This is a genomic window from Sphingobacterium sp. UBA1897 (genome assembly GCF_002337775.1).
In the GTDB taxonomy this organism is placed as follows: Bacteria; Bacteroidota; Bacteroidia; order Sphingobacteriales; family Sphingobacteriaceae; genus Sphingobacterium; species Sphingobacterium siyangense.
Genome location: NZ_DDGR01000018.1, coordinates 285,777 through 303,279 on the forward strand (window position 1 = coordinate 285,777; position 17,503 = coordinate 303,279).

Annotated in this window: 12 protein-coding genes; 6 read left to right on the forward strand and 6 right to left on the reverse strand. The window is 41.1% G+C overall.

All coding sequences use genetic code 11. The annotated features are described in order from the left end of the window. Positions 1-121: 121 nt before the first annotated feature. From B4N43_RS09520 to B4N43_RS25430, 5 genes are all read right to left on the reverse strand, one after another. Positions 122-1,792: a RagB/SusD family nutrient uptake outer membrane protein gene (locus B4N43_RS09520; protein WP_248932685.1), complete on the reverse strand. Its 1,671-nt coding sequence runs from the start codon at positions 1,790-1,792 to the stop codon at positions 122-124. Positions 1,793-1,888: 96 nt separating this feature from the next. Then, on the reverse strand, positions 1,889-4,948 hold the full coding sequence (locus tag B4N43_RS09525; RefSeq protein ID WP_248932684.1) for a SusC/RagA family TonB-linked outer membrane protein: 3,060 nt from the start codon (positions 4,946-4,948) through the stop codon (positions 1,889-1,891). Between the two features lie 434 nt (positions 4,949-5,382). Next, on the reverse strand, positions 5,383-6,315 hold the full coding sequence (locus B4N43_RS09530; protein WP_286734357.1) for an EamA family transporter: 933 nt from the start codon (positions 6,313-6,315) through the stop codon (positions 5,383-5,385). A gap of 3 nt (positions 6,316-6,318) precedes the next feature. Next, positions 6,319-6,705 carry a RidA family protein gene (locus B4N43_RS09535; RefSeq protein ID WP_075994494.1) on the reverse strand — a complete coding sequence of 129 codons (387 nt, stop codon included), beginning with the start codon at positions 6,703-6,705 and terminating at the stop codon, positions 6,319-6,321. A 12-nt stretch (positions 6,706-6,717) separates the two neighbouring features. Further along, entirely contained in the window at positions 6,718-6,849 is a 132-nt protein-coding gene (locus tag B4N43_RS25430) for a DUF6728 family protein (protein WP_312459393.1), read from the reverse strand. A 147-nt stretch (positions 6,850-6,996) separates the two neighbouring features. Between B4N43_RS25430 and nagA the strand changes: the two genes are divergently transcribed. The 3 genes from nagA (at position 6,997) to B4N43_RS09550 (ending at position 10,479) form a co-directional block, all read left to right on the forward strand. Further along, a complete protein-coding gene (gene nagA / locus B4N43_RS09540) occupies positions 6,997-8,103 on the forward strand; it encodes an N-acetylglucosamine-6-phosphate deacetylase (RefSeq protein ID WP_286734358.1) in 1,107 nt (368 codons plus the stop codon). Between the two features lie 95 nt (positions 8,104-8,198). Beyond that, the gene (locus tag B4N43_RS09545; protein WP_286734359.1) at positions 8,199-9,824 is read left to right on the forward strand and encodes a glycoside hydrolase family 10 protein; all 1,626 of its coding nucleotides are present in this window, start codon (positions 8,199-8,201) and stop codon (positions 9,822-9,824) included. A 79-nt stretch (positions 9,825-9,903) separates the two neighbouring features. After that, positions 9,904-10,479 carry an acyl-CoA thioesterase gene (locus tag B4N43_RS09550; protein WP_286734360.1) on the forward strand — a complete coding sequence of 192 codons (576 nt, stop codon included), beginning with the start codon at positions 9,904-9,906 and terminating at the stop codon, positions 10,477-10,479. Between the two features lie 15 nt (positions 10,480-10,494). Here B4N43_RS09550 and B4N43_RS09555 read toward each other — a convergent pair whose 3' ends face one another. Continuing rightward, positions 10,495-11,142 carry a DUF6266 family protein gene (locus B4N43_RS09555; RefSeq protein WP_075994491.1) on the reverse strand — a complete coding sequence of 216 codons (648 nt, stop codon included), beginning with the start codon at positions 11,140-11,142 and terminating at the stop codon, positions 10,495-10,497. A gap of 606 nt (positions 11,143-11,748) precedes the next feature. On the opposite strand from B4N43_RS09555, the gene B4N43_RS09560 reads away from it, so the two are divergent. The 3 genes from B4N43_RS09560 to B4N43_RS09570 are packed head-to-tail and all read left to right on the forward strand — an operon-like array spanning position 11,749 to position 17,404. Then, the gene (locus B4N43_RS09560) at positions 11,749-14,907 is read left to right on the forward strand and encodes a SusC/RagA family TonB-linked outer membrane protein (RefSeq protein WP_088163223.1); all 3,159 of its coding nucleotides are present in this window, start codon (positions 11,749-11,751) and stop codon (positions 14,905-14,907) included. A gap of 7 nt (positions 14,908-14,914) precedes the next feature. Next, positions 14,915-16,687 carry a SusD/RagB family nutrient-binding outer membrane lipoprotein gene (locus B4N43_RS09565; protein ID WP_075994490.1) on the forward strand — a complete coding sequence of 591 codons (1,773 nt, stop codon included), beginning with the start codon at positions 14,915-14,917 and terminating at the stop codon, positions 16,685-16,687. A 60-nt stretch (positions 16,688-16,747) separates the two neighbouring features. Further along, positions 16,748-17,404, forward strand: coding sequence for an N-acetylmuramoyl-L-alanine amidase (locus tag B4N43_RS09570; RefSeq protein WP_088163220.1), 657 nt, complete (start codon positions 16,748-16,750; stop codon positions 17,402-17,404). The last annotated feature ends 99 nt before the right edge of the window (positions 17,405-17,503 follow it).

A 17,503-nucleotide genomic window follows, 5' to 3' on the forward strand; every position in this document is an offset into this window, starting at 1 on the left:
AAGAGAAGAGAAGAGAAGAGACTTGGTTAAAGCTGGAGGATAGATATTAATTGCATAAAAACAGGGCTGTCCAATCGTTTTGGACAGCCCCGTTTAAGATTTATTTCGGATCATTTCTCGATTAGAAATTACCCTTATTTACATCCCACCAAAGTCTGGTACCGCCGTTGTCAGGTCCGCCCAACAAGGAGATTGCAGATTGTACTTCGGCTGCATTTGTATTGTATTCATTTTGTGGGAACGGTAAACGGCGGATCTGTATTTTAGTATCGATCAGTCCACCGCTATTGTTGACAACAACTGGGAATAGACGTGGATATCCTGTACGGCGGAATTCACTCCAAGCCTCTTGTCCTTCAGGGAAGATCGCCAACCATTTTTGTGTGATAATACGTTCCAATTTTTCTTCGTTGGTAGCGCCCTCATTCCATTTGATTGTAAGAGCACTTGGGGATTCTGCATTATTCTTCGCATTGAACGGATCCTCGTAAGCTGCTGCCTTACTTGTATTATCATTTAGGTAAGTGCTTAAACCAGAAGTTACACCCCATTGCGTAAAGGAAGTTTCCACTCCTTTTTCATAAAGTGATTGCGCTGTTCCGCCAGCATTGTTCCAACCTCTCAATGCCGCTTCGGCACGTAGGAAGTAAACCTCAGCAGCAGTCATTAATATCGGTGCTGTTGTCGCTACGAAAGTAGGCGTTGTACCTTCGGTATTCAAAGCGGATAGTTTTTGGTATTTATCCTTTTCGATACCATCAGCACCCGTACGGATTCCAATGTATTTACCGGCGAAAGCTGTTGTGGTTGCATCTTTAATGACAGGTGCCATGTATTTGGAGATACGCGGGTCATTCAATCCTGTCATATAAGACGAAAGCGTCGCATTGATGCGGGTATCGGCCCAGTTTTTGGAAATAAACCAAAGTGGATTGCTGTAGGTTCCATCTGCAGGTACAGTGATCTTGAAGTTTTCGCTATTGCTTTCCAAGACACCACCATTTGCCGGATCCAATGCTTTCTCAGCCTGTGTTTTCGCTAACGTCGCATCGATTTTAACCAAACGCATCGCTAAACGAAGGCGCAATGAATTGGCAATTTTCAACCAATTTTTAAATCTAACCTGATTATCTGTATTCGGAAATACAAGATCGATCTGGTCAATTTTGGCAGCCATTGGACTATCTGCTTTGTACGATTTCAATGCTGTTACAGCCTCATCAAGCTCTTTGAAGAAAGCAGCATATACATCGGATTGTTTGTCGTATGGAACAGTATTGGAGGTGCCTACTTTACTATATGGGATAGGACCATAGATATCTGTCACCCGGCTGGCAGCTTCTACTTTGATCACCAAAGCCGAACCCCATAATGCAGGATAGGTTTCTGCAAGTCCATTGCTTTTTAATTTTTCAATGGATTTGATGACATTCAGATAGAGTACTTTAAACGGTTCTCCATTCCAGCCGTTCACCATGGCATAATTCAGGTTGTTCTGTCCACTATTAAAAGGCGTAGGAGACATGAAGAAACCTGAAAATACATCCGCGTTCAGATTCTGTTGTACTTGATAAGAGTTGGGATCGCCTGCGCCTGAGAAATTGTAGATAGACATCTGTGCATTTCGCAAGAAAATGACAAGATCTTGGCCATCACCTTTTAAATCCTCATCCGTAACGCCAATGTTATTTTTGTTATAGTCCTCAAAATTCTTGGTGCAACTACTTAAGGTGCCGCCAAGCATTAAAAAAGCGAGTGAGAACTTGGATATGTTTTTTATGTTAAATTTCATCTTTTAATCGTTTGTATTTTAAGACTATATAAAATACCCTCGCCATGTTTACCGATATAGGTGTTTTTTAGCGGTGGATATTTCATTGTTGGCCGTTTAGAAAGTTGCATTTAGTGTAAGACCGTAGTTACGCGTTGCCGGCATCATAAAGATGTCCACACCACTTAAGGAATTACCTGTAGACATCGTTACTTCAGGATCGAAAGGAGCCTTTTTCGAAATATAGAATAGGTTTCTTCCGACAGCATTTACGCGAAGTTTTTTGAAGAAACTGTCTTTAATATTGAAGTCATAACCGAAAGTCAATTCACGCAATCTCACCACCGTTCCGTCGTAAATATATTGGCTGCTAACAGGGCCCATACCAGCCGTAGAAGTGTACCATTTTTCGGCGTCCACTGTTGTTACGGCTTTACCGCTTGGTGTAACCCCATTGATACTGACACCTCCATTGGCACGAGCATCGCCACTAGCTTTAGAGACGCCGTAACCGTCAAGCAATGCTTGTGTCACGGACATCACTTGGTAGTCAAATTTACCGTCGATCAAGAAGCTTAAGTTGAAATTTTTATAATTGAAACTGTTGTTCCAGCCCATCTGCCAAATGGGGTTTGAATTCCCAAGTTTGGTGTAGGTGTTGTTCTTCTGTGGAATACCGTCCTCGGAAATAAGAATCCTTCCTTGTTCGTCACGTACAAAATCTTGACCATAGATGTCTCCGAAAGAACCACCAACTTGCAATTTGGATGCAAAATTATTACGTCCCTCACCTGTTAATGTAAATTCAGAAATACCGTCAGCAAGTTTTACAATTTTGTTTTTATTGTACGTAAAGTTGAGGCTGGTCGTCCATTTGAAATCGTCATTTTTGATCGCATCCAGTGATACCAATGCTTCTACCCCTTGATTTTGAATGTCTCCGGCATTAACCGCATACATGTTATTGAGGGATGCATTTCCAGCTGCAATTTTGAAAAATTGATTTGTGGTGTTTGTTTTGTAATACGTAACGTCAACATTCAAACGGTTATTCCACATGCGCCATTCTGTACCAATCTCCAAAGAAGCTGTTTTCTCTGGCTTTAATTCTTTCAAGAAGGCAATATCATTTACCGTTAGCACCGCATAAGGATCTACCCGGTTGGTAAGCAATGTGGTATAAGGCGGAAGATCATTTCCGACTTTTGCATAGGAACCACGGATTTTGGCCATATTCACAAATTCGGGAAGATTAAGTTTGTCGTTCAATACGACGCCCAAGCCAACCGATGGATAAGCGTATGGATTTTGCGGTGTATAGGCCAATGTGCTCGACCAATCCCAACGTGAAGTCAAATCCAAATAAATCCAGTTGTCATAGGCTAAGTTAGCCGATGCAAATACCGATTGTAATTGTCTTCGGTTTGCAGATAGTGTCGAAGTGACCGGAGTTGTCGTATTTTGGATAAAGAACTGGTTGGGAACTTTCAAACCATCTTTACCGGTGTTGAAGTCTGTACCTTCCGTTTTCCAATCGGTGATACTCGTTCCAACCAATCCGGTGATCTGTAGTTTATCGCCAATATTAAAATTCATGTTGGCGGTTAAATCACCATATTGTTGGGTGATCGTGGTATTTGTATAGCTATAAGCCCCATTTTCACGCGCTAAAATGTGTTGTGTGCCGGCATAAGCTTTCCGATCCCATACTTCGCTGGTACGGTCTACACTACCACGGGCCTGTACGCTGATCCAAGGTGCGATTTTGTATTTCGCACTACCATTCAAGAGTAAACGATTACGTGTTGAACGCGTTGAATTACGGTTCATGATCCACCAAGGATTTTGTTGAGTAGTTTCGTCGTCCGAAAGAGTAAACCAGTTTTGATCATAAAGATTACGGCCTGTGTTGAAGGTTTCGAAATTTTTATAATCCGCAATATTTAAGCTTCGAGGTAATAGGTAGGTTCCAACCAATGGGTTGTAATAAAATCCTGAAGTAGGCGCATTATCCAATTTTTGGGTAATGTAATTGGCACTACCTTCAACGGTTAACTTATTATCAAAAAATGAAGCACTCTCCTTAAGGTTGAAATTGTGACGCATCAGGTCATTTTCTGGAAGAATACCTTTTGCAAGCGTATTTGCATAAGAGAAGTATGTTTGATTTTTTTCGTTACCTCCGGACAATGTCAATGAATTGGTGAAGTTGCTACCTGTGCGGAAAAATTCACCTACGTTATCATAGTTGGCGCCATTGGTTTTGTCGCCCCAGCTAAATACACTGGTGTTACTGTTTTTACCACCCGAACCTTGGCCATATTGGTTTTGGAATTTAGGTGTAGATACAGCTTGTTCGATCTGTGCACTTGACGAGAAGTTGATCGTTGTACGGCCTTGTTTACCTGATTTTGTTGTCACCAAGATAACGCCGTTGGCCGCTTGGCTACCATATAATGCCGCCGCAGATGCTCCTTTTAATACAGAGATGTTTTCGATATCTTCTGGGTTGATCAATGAAATAGGGTCACCACCATCGCGCTGTCCACCGAAAACGTTGTCTGGCTGGCTTGCCAATGTCTGGTTATTGATTGGAACCCCATCGACAACATAAAGTACCTGGTTGTTGCCGGAAGCCGATTTGTTACCACGCAAAATAACTTTTGCCGAACCACCCGGTCCAGAAGAGCTGGAAGCAATGTTAACACCGGCGACTTTACCGTTTAAATTATTCGCCAAGTTGGTGCTTTTAACTTTGTTTAATTCGTCACCACTGACCTGTTGTGTAGAGTATGTTAATGATTTTTGTGCACGGCTAATACCCAAAGCAGTAACGACCACACTTTCCAGTTGTTGGGTTTGTTCTTCCAAACTCACCGTTACTGTCGTTTCTCCAGGGCCCAATGTGACTGTTTTATTTTCGTAACCGACCGTACTGATGTTCAGTATGCGGTTTTTATCGTCGACATTGATCTGAAATGCACCTTTACCATCCGTAGAACTTGCGTTGGATGTGCCCAATACTTTGATTGTGGCACCTGGAATAGGAGCTTTGGTTTTAGCGTCTACAACCGTTCCCTTTACCTGGTTGGTTTGCGCGTGCAATAAAGATGCTGAAAAAAGCATTGTTGGAACAATACCTAACACCCTTAATGTAGAGTATAATTTGTTATTCATATAGTATATGTGTTATATTCAGTTTTTTATATACATATTTTCATAACGGTGAAATTTTTAATGAAAATGGGCTAATTCCATTTAGCATTTTGGTTAGAAGAGAAGATATTGAATAATCGGGGGGCAAAATAAGTGATTATTTGTAATAGTGTGTATGCTATTCAATACCTAGTTATAGGAAGAAAAAGCGGTGTGATTTTCCTTAATAAAGATCTAATTTACTATAGTTGAGGAAAAATCAAAAATTTTATGAAACAAAAATGATACATATAAGGTGTTTTTTGCTTTTAAAGCCTTGATAATTATTTTGTTATATGTTTTGTCATTTTTTTAAGTAGAGATCGCGGCATTGTCTTGCATCATCCGAAAGATGTAATCTGTTTAATTTCAGACAGTGTACTTGATTTAAGGGTTCATTGAAAATAATAAATGATCTATTGTTTTGCATGCGTCTTCGATGTGGATACTGACTCCTTGATGTTTTTGATATTAAAAAGGATAATTGCAACAAGTATGATTCCGTAAGCAATATATTTTATTGGAGAAACGGGTTCTCGGAAATAGGTCGCGGCCAAAGTAAATGCGATCAGCGGATTAATATAGAGCAGAACGCCAGTCGTTGTTGATGAAATGCCAACGAGTGCATACATGCTCAGGAAAAGGGGGATAATCGTAAATAGCGATGCGATAAGAACTATGGTGCACCAAAATAGGGGTTCTGCCGGAATTATATGATGATTGTAGATCAGTTTGGGAATCACAAACAATGCACATATACTGAGCTGGATCACCAATTGATTGAGTTTATCGAAACCCGTAGATACCCGTTGTACGATCAGATAAAAAGCGTAGCAGGAGGCAATAGTAATAGCCCAGAGGACATCATGTAACGAACCTTTTGCAAGAAGGCAAACGCTGCCAAAAGCAATAAAAAGTGCTGTTTTTTGCCAGCTCGTTAGCTTCTCCTTGAGTATGAGATAGGCTCCCGCCGCAGTGATCAAGGGGCAGGTCAGGTAGGCCAATGCCGCAGACTGAATGCTGATGTGGTTGACCGCATAGATATAGGTAAACCAGTTTCCAAAGATGAACGCCGACGCGAGCAGGGTAAGGCAGGTCTGGCGAAGCTTGCCCACCCGAGGTAGAAGTTGGAACTTCCGAATATCAGCTTGCATAGTTTTTCTTCGAAACAACAGCAGGTATATCCAGAGGATCAGGAGCGCCGTTATTATTCTAAAATACAGAATATCCTCGGCCGGATAGCCACGTATCCAGCGTACAGGGATAGACATAAACCCCCAGATAAAAGGGGCCAAAAAAGCCGCGAAAAGATATTTTCCGCGGCTTGTTGTTTCGTTGCTATTTTCCACGGATTAATCTTTCCAGGCAATGACTGAAATTTCGACATTGACGTTCTTGGGAAGAGTTTTGACCGCAACACACTCGCGTGCAGGCTGCGCTTCTTTAAAATATTCCGCATATACTTCATTGACTAATGCAAAATTGCCCATATCACTTAAGAAAATCGAAGCTTTGACAACATCTTCAAAAGTATATCCCGCATGTGTCAGGATAGCTTCTACATTTTTCAGCACCTGGTGCGCTTCGTCTTTCACACCCGATGAAATTAACTCCATTGTTTCGGGAATCAATGGAATTTGTCCAGAGACATATAATGTATTACCGGCTTTGATAGCCTGATTATAGGGGCCAATTGCAGCAGGAGCTTTGTCGGTATTTAAGATTTCTTTTTTTGACATGGATAACAGTGTTTAGGATGTAAAAAATATTTTGTAGATCAGGCCCAATAAAAAGACAATTATGGCCGTTGCATTAATAATATGCATGGCTTTTATATTTCCATTCGTCGGGCGATCTGCGTTACGCTTTCTAAAAAAGTACATGGAACTAAGTTACAACAGTAAATTAGAAAGTGAAAATGAAAAGATCAAAAACTTTGAAAGAACTCTCGGTAGACGATAAAACAAAATCTTGTACAAGTGACAGGTTTTTTTTGAATTTTGGTAACTTGGTAATGAAATAGAATTTATATGAATAAGATAGCATTAATTGGTGGCAGAATATACACTGGTGAGTCGATTTTGGAACAAAAAGCATTGCTGATCAGCGAAGGTAAAATTGTAGCGATTGTCAATGATCAGGAGGTGCCTGCAGATTATACCAGTTATCCAGTTAACGGGTCTACTGTTTGTGCTGGGCTGATTGACCTTCAATTGTATGGTGACGGATCGGACTTGTATTCCGCCGAGCGTAGTGTAGCCTCTTTGGAACGTATCGCCGAGGGCTTGGTCAATAAAGGCACGACTTCTTTTATGATGACCCTGGCGACCAATACCATCCCTGTATTTAAGGATGCCATTCGCGTGGCAGAAGGCTTCCGGCATGATGCATTTTTAGGGCTACATTTGGAAGGTCCTTTCTTAAATCCTAAAAAACGGGGTGCGCATCCTGCGGAATTAATTATCGAGCCTACGAAGGAAAAGATTGACGATCTTTTGGCCGGAAATCAGGTTGTCAAGATGATGACGATAGCGCCTGAATGTATAACGGACGATGTCTTAAAGTATTTGCAGGGCTATAATTTGCTGCTCAGTGCTGGACATAGTGATGCAACTTTTGAGGAAGGTACGCACGGCTATGATTTGGGGATTCCAACAAGCACCCACCTGTTTAATGCAATGTCGCCTTTACATCATCGCGAAGTTGGGTTGGTCGGTGCAATTTTTAATCATCCGACTGCACAGGCAAGTATTATTGTCGACGGACATCATGTAAGCTTTGAAGCGGTAAAAATTGCGAAACGTCAGATGGGTGAGCGGCTGTTTATGATTACTGATGCTGTTGCCAGTTGCGATAAAGATATTTATCAGCATGTGTTGAACGATGGATATTATGCTTTACCTGATGGTACCATTTCAGGGGCTGCAATCTCCTTGCTCGAAGGGGTGAAAAATGCCGTGCAAAAGGTGGGGATACCACGCGATGAAGCGATCCGAATGGCAACGCTGTATCCCGCAAATCTTTTAAATAGAGGAGATATCGGAAATCTCAATCATGGAAGTATGGCGAATGTTATTGTCTTTAATGACGACTTTAAGCTGGAGCAGGTGATCTTCAAAGGAGAGTTAAAGCGCTGATCCATTTCGGAGAAGATTGACCGACAGGCCGAGATTGACTAATATTATCCGTATCTTCGTTAGTTATTTTTGAAAAAACACTATTCTATAGATTGATGAAACGTTCCCTATTATTTTTAGCGACAGCACTTTTTGTTTTATCTTCTTGTTCATCCAAGAAAAATAAAAAACAGGAGCCTGTTAATACCACAACTACAAATGTCGAAATTGTAAAAAAAGATCCGCCTTCGGTACCCAAGCGCGAACGGGTGAAAAATACAATTGAAACAAAAGAACAGCCAGTTGCAGAAAAGAAGAAGGAAATCGTTGTCGATCTTCCTGTGTTACCGCGCGAGTTTCGCGCAGCTTGGGTGGCCTCTGTTGCGAATATCAATTGGCCGAGCAAAAACAACCTGAGTACGGCCGAGCAGCAGCAGGAAGCGATCGGCATTTTGGATTTTTTGAAAAATAATAATTTTAATGCGGTTGTTTTTCAGGTACGCCCATCAGCAGATGCATTTTATAAAAGTGATCTTGAGCCTTGGTCGTACTTTCTGACCGGTACAGAGGGGCAAGCACCTTCTCCTTATTACGATCCGCTTGATTTTTGGGTTGAGCAGGCGCATAAAAGAGGGATTGAGCTTCATGTTTGGTTGAACCCCTATCGTGCTCACCATACCGCTGGCGGTGCGGTTACTTCAGCTTCCATGGCGCGCAAAATGCCCGAGTCGGTTGTTAAATTGAAACAGGGCTATTATTGGTTTGATCCATCCAAAAAATCTACACAGGACCACGCAGCGCGCGTAGTTATGGATATTGTCAAACGTTATGATATCGATGGTGTGCATTTCGACGATTATTTCTATCCTTATGCGGAATATAATGGTGGCCAGGATTTTCCGGATTCAGATAGTTACAATGAATACAAACGTAATGGTGGGGATCTATCACGCGGAGACTTCCGTAGAAATAGTGTAAATACCTTTATCGAACGTATTTATAAGGATATTAAGAAAGAGAAGAATTTTGTGAAATTCGGTATCAGTCCCTTTGGTATCTGGAAACCCGGTTATCCGTCAGGAATTCAGGGGTCTAGCCAGTATGATATGCTTTATGCAGATGCTAAATTATGGTTGAACAAAGGCTGGATAGACTATTTTGCTCCGCAGTTGTATTGGCCTATACAGCCAGCCAAACAGAGTTATACGGCTTTGTTAAAATGGTGGGAAAGTGAAAATACATTGGGACGCCACCTTTGGCCGGGCATCAATACGGTTGGCAGACGTGGTCCGGAGTATGTTCAGGAAATTGTGAATCAAGTGGAGGCAGCACGGACACTATTGCCTGATAACCGAGAAGGTGTAATCCACTGGAGTTTGGCGGGACTGACCAAAAACCCGGCCATGACACAAGCTTTGGTGAATGGTCCTTATCAGGTGAAAGCATTGGTGCCAACAAGTCCTTGGCTGAATGCAAATCCTTTGTTGAAACCGACTTTGCTACTGACTCCTCAAGGGGGCAATATCTTTGCGAAATGGCAGCACCAGCAAATTGATCAGGTTTCAAAATGGGTACTATATCTCAACTACGGTGGGGTATGGCAATATGAGATTCTGGATCCGGGGGTTACAAGTAAGGACATTCCAGCGACATTGAACAACAAAAAGCTGCAGTATGTTGCGGTAAAGGCTGTTGACCGCCTGAGCAACGAAGGGCCTTATGCCGCTGAGAAGATAAAATAACGAGTTGTTGTATCATCAACACTTAAAAAAAGGGATATCTGAATTTTAGATATCCCTTTTTTGTTTTGAATTGTAATCTATGCAAGGTAAATTTATAGGTATGGAAGAAATCTATAAAACAGTAAGCGACTCTGTGATCCGGATGTCACAGCTGATGTTGCCCTCGAATGCTAATTTTGGTGGTAAAATACACGGCGGATATATTTTATCATTGATGGATCAGATCGCATTTGCTGTGGCGTCCAAATTTTCTGCACATTATTGTGTAACGGCGTCAGTTGGCAAGGTTGATTTTTTGAAGCCTATTGAGGTGGGTGAATTGGTGACATTGATCGCTTCTGTGAATTATGTAGGTAACTCTTCCATGGAAGTCGGTATTCGGGTCGAAGCCATGAATATTCAGACGGGTGAAACCAAGCATTGTAATTCCTCTTACTTTACGATGGTGGCAAAAGATGAAACAGGCAAGCCTGCCCGGGTGCCAAGGTTAATATTGGAGACCGAAAAAGATGTATTTCGTTTCTACCGCTGTGTGGTGAAGATGGAGGTCGACAAAGAAAGGGATCGCGCTATTCACGATCTGGAAACGGACTCTGCCGAGCAGCAAGCTTATATCACAGCGCATTTTGATGTGAAGATCAGTCTGAGCTCTTAGGTCTTCTTCCCTTTCTTACCATTCAAATGTTCCTAGATATTTACTGTCTGTGCATTCATCGCTTCCGTCTGTTTTGTAGAAAAATACATAGACATGGTAGTTGCCGACGGTCTGCTGTCGGGTTAGGGTGGCTGTCTGTGTTTTATGCGTCAGGGGATTCATGCTTTCATTTGTGAAAGCGCACTCATCGGGATTGTATAACAGCAAACGACAATTACTTGAGCTAATGTCATATTGCGATGCGGTATTTGCGTCATATTCCCAGGTGAGTGTAAATGTTTTTGTCTCTTTATCTACCTGAAATGTGTAGGTGGAAATCGGATTGGGGGTCCCTTTACTCACGCGAAAGTTTTCATAATTGATGGCATGGCCAGTTGCGGTTTTTTCTATCGCATGATTGAGATTGTAGGACATGGCGTTACTATAGGCCTTTTTATCGGGGTTATAGTTTTTAAATCCGATCCTTAATAAGCCTAGCATTGGAGAGATGAATTTCTGGATGAGGGAAAAACGCGACCTTGATTGAATTTGATCTGCAGAAGGTTTTTTTCTGGTTTTCTTTGGTAGGCTCCTTGCATAGGTTGTATTTCCATTGGTAACAAACACGACTGATCCTGCTTTGCCCGAAAGCGTGCCATTGGCACCGTTTTTAATGACTGCCATAATATTAAGTTAATTGCTATTGATTTTTCTTTAAGTTACAAAATAAATAGGTATTGGTCAATATTAGGTTCGATTTTTTTTCGGAATTACAACGAAGCTTAAACGGAACTTAGTCGGACTTTATTCGGTAGAGACCGAAGAAGCACCGAAGAAGCACCGAAGAAGCACCGAAGAAAGACGGAAGAAGAGCCGGGTAATATCCGAATACAATAGCTATTAATTAGTTTAAAGTGGCGGTGTAAATCGAATAATTCCTTGCATAAGCACGCTGTTGTGTGTTGGATGATGCATGCTGTTGGTGGTTTTGTTGTGCTAATGTTTGTTTTTTGCTCTTAAATGCGGTGAAAAGGTCTTGCTAAATGCTTTTATAAGATGTTTTTGTTTTTATTTTGCTGTGCTGTGCGTTTTTGCATCTGTTTTCATGTGGATTGATGGCTTTTTTGTTGTCAGATTGTGCGTTAATGTGTTTATTGTTATTTCTTTTTCAAATAATTACGCATAAGCTTGCAAAAATAGGAAGCTTTTCATACTATTGTGTAGTAATTGATATAAACCTAGGGTTGGAACCGCCCGTTATGGAAAATTATTAACAACTAACTAAAAACCATGAATAAAAAATTTCTCTTATTCTGTTCAGGGGTGATGCTGTCAACCAGTTTATGGGCACAGACCAAAACTGTAACGGGTAAAGTGACGAATGCCTCTGATGGTGGTACAATGCCTAATGTAACCGTGAGCATCAAAGGTAAATCTGTCAGTACACAAACCAAGCCCGATGGAAGTTTTACCATCAATGCAGAGCCAGGTGATATTTTGATTTTTAGAGCCGTGGGCTCTCAAGAAAGACAACAATTAGTCGGGACAAATGCAACGATCAATGTTGCGCTTTCTGGCAGTGAGGAGGCGCTTGAAGAGGTGGTTGTGACGGCAATGGGAATTAAGAAGGAAAAAAAAGCACTCGGTTATGCCGTTCAGGATATTAAATCGGATGAGTTGATGAAGAATAAGACCGCCAACGTGGTCAATTCATTGGCCGGTAAGATTGCGGGGGTAAACGTAACACAATCTTCGGGAGCAGCAGGTGCAGGTGCGCAGATTATCCTTCGCGGTGGTACTTCGCTAGAGCGGGATAACCAACCTTTATTTGTTGTCGACGGTATTATCTACGATAATTCAACACCCATTGGAGGGAATAGTGGATTTGATGGAATGCAGGCTACGTCAACTTCCAATAGCAACCGTGTCATGGATATTAATCCGGAAGATATTGAAAATGTTTCTGTGTTAAAAGGCCCTGCAGCAGCGGCGTTATATGGCTCACGTGCAGCGGCTGGAGCGGTTGTTATTACGACGAAACGTGGTAGTGAAGGGCGTGTTGAAATAGGCTTTTCGAGTCGTTTTTCTGCAAATTGGGCTAATCGTTTGCCTGAACAACAAGGTAAGTACAAGCGTGGGTACTATAACAGCGCTGGGACTTTAGATAACTATACAACACAATCTTGGGGAGAAGCTTTCAAGCCAGGGGAAGAAGTTTATGATAATGTTGGGGACTTTTTTCGGACGGCTACCGTTTTTGACAATACAGTCAATGTTACCGGGGGAAATAAGAATGGATCTTTTTATTTGTCAGGATCTCGTTTTGATCAGCAGGGTATTATCCCAGAAACTGGTTATGGAAAAACGGCTTTTCGCTTTAATGGTGATCAAAAATTCGGGAAATTAAGTGTAGGAGCCAATGTGGCCTATACTTTAGCCAATACCGATAAGACTTTAACTTCGGCGGGGCTGTATGGTTCTGGGGGAGCTGGAGCAATTTCTTCAGTTTACGGCTGGTCGAGAAGTGATGATATGAAGAAATATCTGAATGATGATGGAACCAAATATCGGATGTTCGAAGGTTTGCAGGAACTTCAGGATGATGTTGAAAACCCTTATTGGACGATAAATAGAAATAAATTAACCGATAATACAGAAAGGATCACAGGAAGTATTAATGCCAATATGAATATTTTCGATTGGTGGAATGTATCTTATCGTGTTGGGATGGATAGTTATTTAACTAAAAACTCTACATTAATTGCCGAAAACGGAGCTGTTAAACAACTTTGGCAAAACGGTATGATGTCTGAGAATGATTTGAAATTCAACTATTGGTCTTCCAATTTAATGTCCAACTTTAATAAGAAAATCGGTGATTTTGATTTAGGGGCCATGGTCGGTTATTTTGCTGAAGAGACCAAGGTGAATACAAATAGAAGGATGGGATATGATTTTGTCGTTAATAACTTCTATAGTTTTGGAAATATTGATAAAGCAAATAAGCTTTTTGATGAAGTTACCTCCAAGAAGAGGTTATATGGCCTATATGGTGAATTACGGGCTTCCTATAAAAATTTCCTTTTCTTAAATGTAACCGGTCGAAATGACTGGACATCCACGCTTCCGGTTGCAAATCAGTCCTATTTTTATCCATCTGTGGGAGGAAGTTTTGTTTTTACGGAGCTGTTGAAAGATAAAGGGCTAGATTGGCTGAGCTTTGGTAAGTTGCGTGCCTCTTGGGCCCGTGTAGGTAAGGACGCTACACCATATGCTACTAATACCTATCTGTGGACACCTAGAGAATCTCTAGGCGGAATTATTGGAACAGGAAATAGCTGGACAAAAGGGAATCCAAATCTTAAACCAGAAACTACAGGATCTTTTGAAGTTGGGGCTGAACTACGTTTCTTAAACGGTCGATTGGGCGTAGATTACGCGTATTACACCAATAATTCGTATAATCAGATCCTTTCACCACGTTTAGGGCAGTCTGTGGGTTATATTTTTGTCTCGGTCAATGCGGGCGATATTTACAACAAAGGTATGGAGCTCTCATTAACGGGTAAACCTATAAAAAGAGAAAATTTTGAATGGGATGTTACCTTAAATATGTCTCGGAATAAGGGGACAGTAGATAACCTGATTTCTGGCGTGGACATTCTTTATGTAACGGATGTGCAAGTTGGTAATGCTAAGGCTGCGTCATTCAATGGTGGAAGCTTTATGGGTATTTCTGGATCAAAATATGCGCGCACTCCGGATGGTAAGTTGATCCTTGATGCCAATACAGGTATGCCAACTAGTGATAATGCGACGACGTATAATATCGGTAATCGGGAGCCGAAATTAATTGGCGGTTTAAATAATAGTTTGACCTACAAAAATTTCAACCTCTCATTTTTGTTGGACTATCGTATTGGCGGTGATATTTATAACGGAACAGATTATGCGATGACACTTAATGGGTTGAGCATGCGTACATTGGAACGTGATGAATTGACATTGTCTGGTGTTGTGAATACTGGGACAGCTGCAGCTCCAGTTTATGAGGATAAAACATTTACATTCAATGCAAATGAATCTTATCTGGTGAGTGGGGCGCAAACAAGTGGTAAAAAGATCATTCAAGACTATTGGGGGGTACATTATATAAAAGAAAGTGCCAATTTTATGACGAAAACCAATTGGCTGAGATTACGCACTGTTTCCGTTTCTTATGATTTCGGAAATTCTTTGCTTAAAAAATCTAATGTTTCCAAAGTTATTAAAGGGTTGACCGCGACGCTGACAGGTACGAATTTATGGCTTTTGACTAATTATAAAGGATTGGATCCAGAAGCTAGTGCAGCAGGATCGGGAGTGACAGGTTCGAGTTCTGTTGGTATTGATTATAATGGAGTGCCGAGCACTGCAGGTGTAACTTTTGGTGTTAATTTAAAATTCTAAGCACATTATGAAAAAATCAAAATATTTATTGGCTTTGTTGATAGGGGTGGCTAGTCTTTCTTCCTGTAGCAAGGGTTGGTTGGATATCAATGTGGATCCCAATACACCTTCTAGTACGGTAGCATCGGTTGATAGTCGATTGGCATGGATTCAGCATTATTATTTATATGCGCAAGGTACTGCTGGGGCGCGTGCGGGTTATGTGACACAACAGTTGAGTTTTACGAATGGTACCGCTTCCAACAGTATGATTGCTGGTTGGAACCCCATTGCAGGGATGTCGACGACACCTTATCAGTTCTTTTTTGTAGGAGCAGGGGCCAATTTCTCTGATTTAGAGGCAAAAGCCAAAGCAGAAAATGCCTATCATTATATTGGTGCGATGAAGGCAATTCGTGCCATGGGTTTTATGCTGATGACAGATTGGTATGGGGAAATGCCTTATACAGAGGCATTGGGAGATGTTATCACCCCCAAATTTGATGATGGAAAAACTATTTTTGAAGGTTGCCTAAAGGAAATTGATGAAGCTATTGCTTATCTCAAGATGGAGCAACCTGCCACAGCGACGGCTTTGTCTGCGGGAGATAGCTGGAACGGTGGGGATGTTTCGAAATGGATAAAGATGTGTTATGGAGTAAAAGCGCGCTGGTTAAATAACTTATCGAAAAAATCAAGTTTGTACAAGCCTGATGATATTTTGGCTGCATTAAATAATGCGCCATTAGCCATTAATGAAAGTACAATTGTAAATCATGTTGACGTACAGGGGGATAATCTTGGCGATATTTTGTTTGCAGATCCAGTTAAGACTTCCATTATTTATGATAATGTGGGGATGAATTCCAATATTTTGGTGACCAAATGGTATGAGAATTTATTGACCAATTTTGATAACAAAAATGTCGAAGATCCGAGGGCAGATAAGTTGATTCCATGGGCGGAATATGGTATTCCGAAGAAAATGGTACGTTCTAAAGGGGTTGATATGCAGTCTGATATCCGTATGAAATCTGGTCCTATTGTGGCTTCATATAACGCGAAAGATGTTGCTATTGAAAGTAATAATCGTTCGGTGGCTCCGCATAGTTGGTATATCAATTCAGCGAACACTGCCCGCTGGGGTGACACCGTATATGTTTCGTTTAGGAGCACCTCGAATGCAAAGGCCGAGAAAACACCGGATATTTATAAATGGGACGACGGTGTTGTTGCTGCAAGTGGAACTTTTTATTCGCGACCCGATGCACCGACTCATCTCTTAACATCTGTTGAAATGAATTTTATTAAAGCGGAGGTGTTATTTAAAAAAGGTGATAAGGCAGGTGCTTTTGCTGCTTATAAAACTGCTATACAAGGGCATATTGACTTAATGAATCTTAAGTTGGCTACTTATGGCAACGTCAATCAGAGCAAATCTCCAATGGCTCAAAGTAAAATTGATGAATTTATCAATAAAGGTATTGGAACTGCTGCAGATATTACACTGCCGAAAATTATGACACAAAAGTTTATAGCGATGTCTTTTACGCAACAGAACTGGAATGATATGCGACGTTATGATTTTAGTGCTAATGTATATCCTGGCTGGAGCGTTCCCTATGAGTACACGGTTACAGCGGCCGCGAAAACTAAAATACCCGATGGTAAACAATTTAGACGTGTTAGACAAGTGTCGCATGAGATCAACTACAATGCGCAAAGCCTAATGGCATCACATCCTAATGCTTTAAGTGATGATATTTGGTCTTATCCAGTATGGTGGGATATTGCCGAATAATATAAAATATGTATTGTACAAAGCCGTTTTTTAACGGCTTTGTTTTTGTAATTTTAACGTATGAAATTCACTAATTATTTAACGACAGCTGTTGCGTTGCTGTTGGCATCTGTAGGATTTGCACAATCACCCAAGATTGTTCAAAAACCGATTACTTGGAATCAAGAACGTATTCAGCTGTCTTTGGATTATTTGAAAAATAGACATGGTCTGACGCAGTCAACACCGATTATCCATCCTAAAATGGTGGTGGTACATTGGACGGCCAATAACAGTGTAAAGGCAACTTTTAACACCTTTAATCCCGTACGGCTTCCGGGGCGTCCGGAACTGACCAAAGCCAGTCCATTGAACGTGTCTTCGCAATTTGTCATTGATCGGGATGGGACTATTTACCAGTTTCTGCCCGATTCTATTTTTGCGCGGCATACGATAGGTCTCAATTATTGCGCGATCGGTATTGAGAATATAGGTAGCCGTCAGAACCCGTTGACCGATGCGCAGCTAAAAGCTAATGAAGAACTGATCCGCTATCTCAGTAAAAAATATCCCATCGAATTTGTATTGGGTCATCATGAATATCAGCGTTTTAAGAAAACAAGTTGGTGGAAAGAAACTGATCCCAATTATATCACGGGTAAAGATGATCCGGGAGATAAATTTATGAATAACTTGAGAAAAAATTTGACTGACTTAAAATTGAATCCGCTCCCTTAGGAAGGTGTGATATTTTTTTTGATGCCTGTCGGATTAACAGCTGATGTTGAGCGAATGTATTTTATAGCTATTGTTTATTGGAAGGTAATCGTATTGATC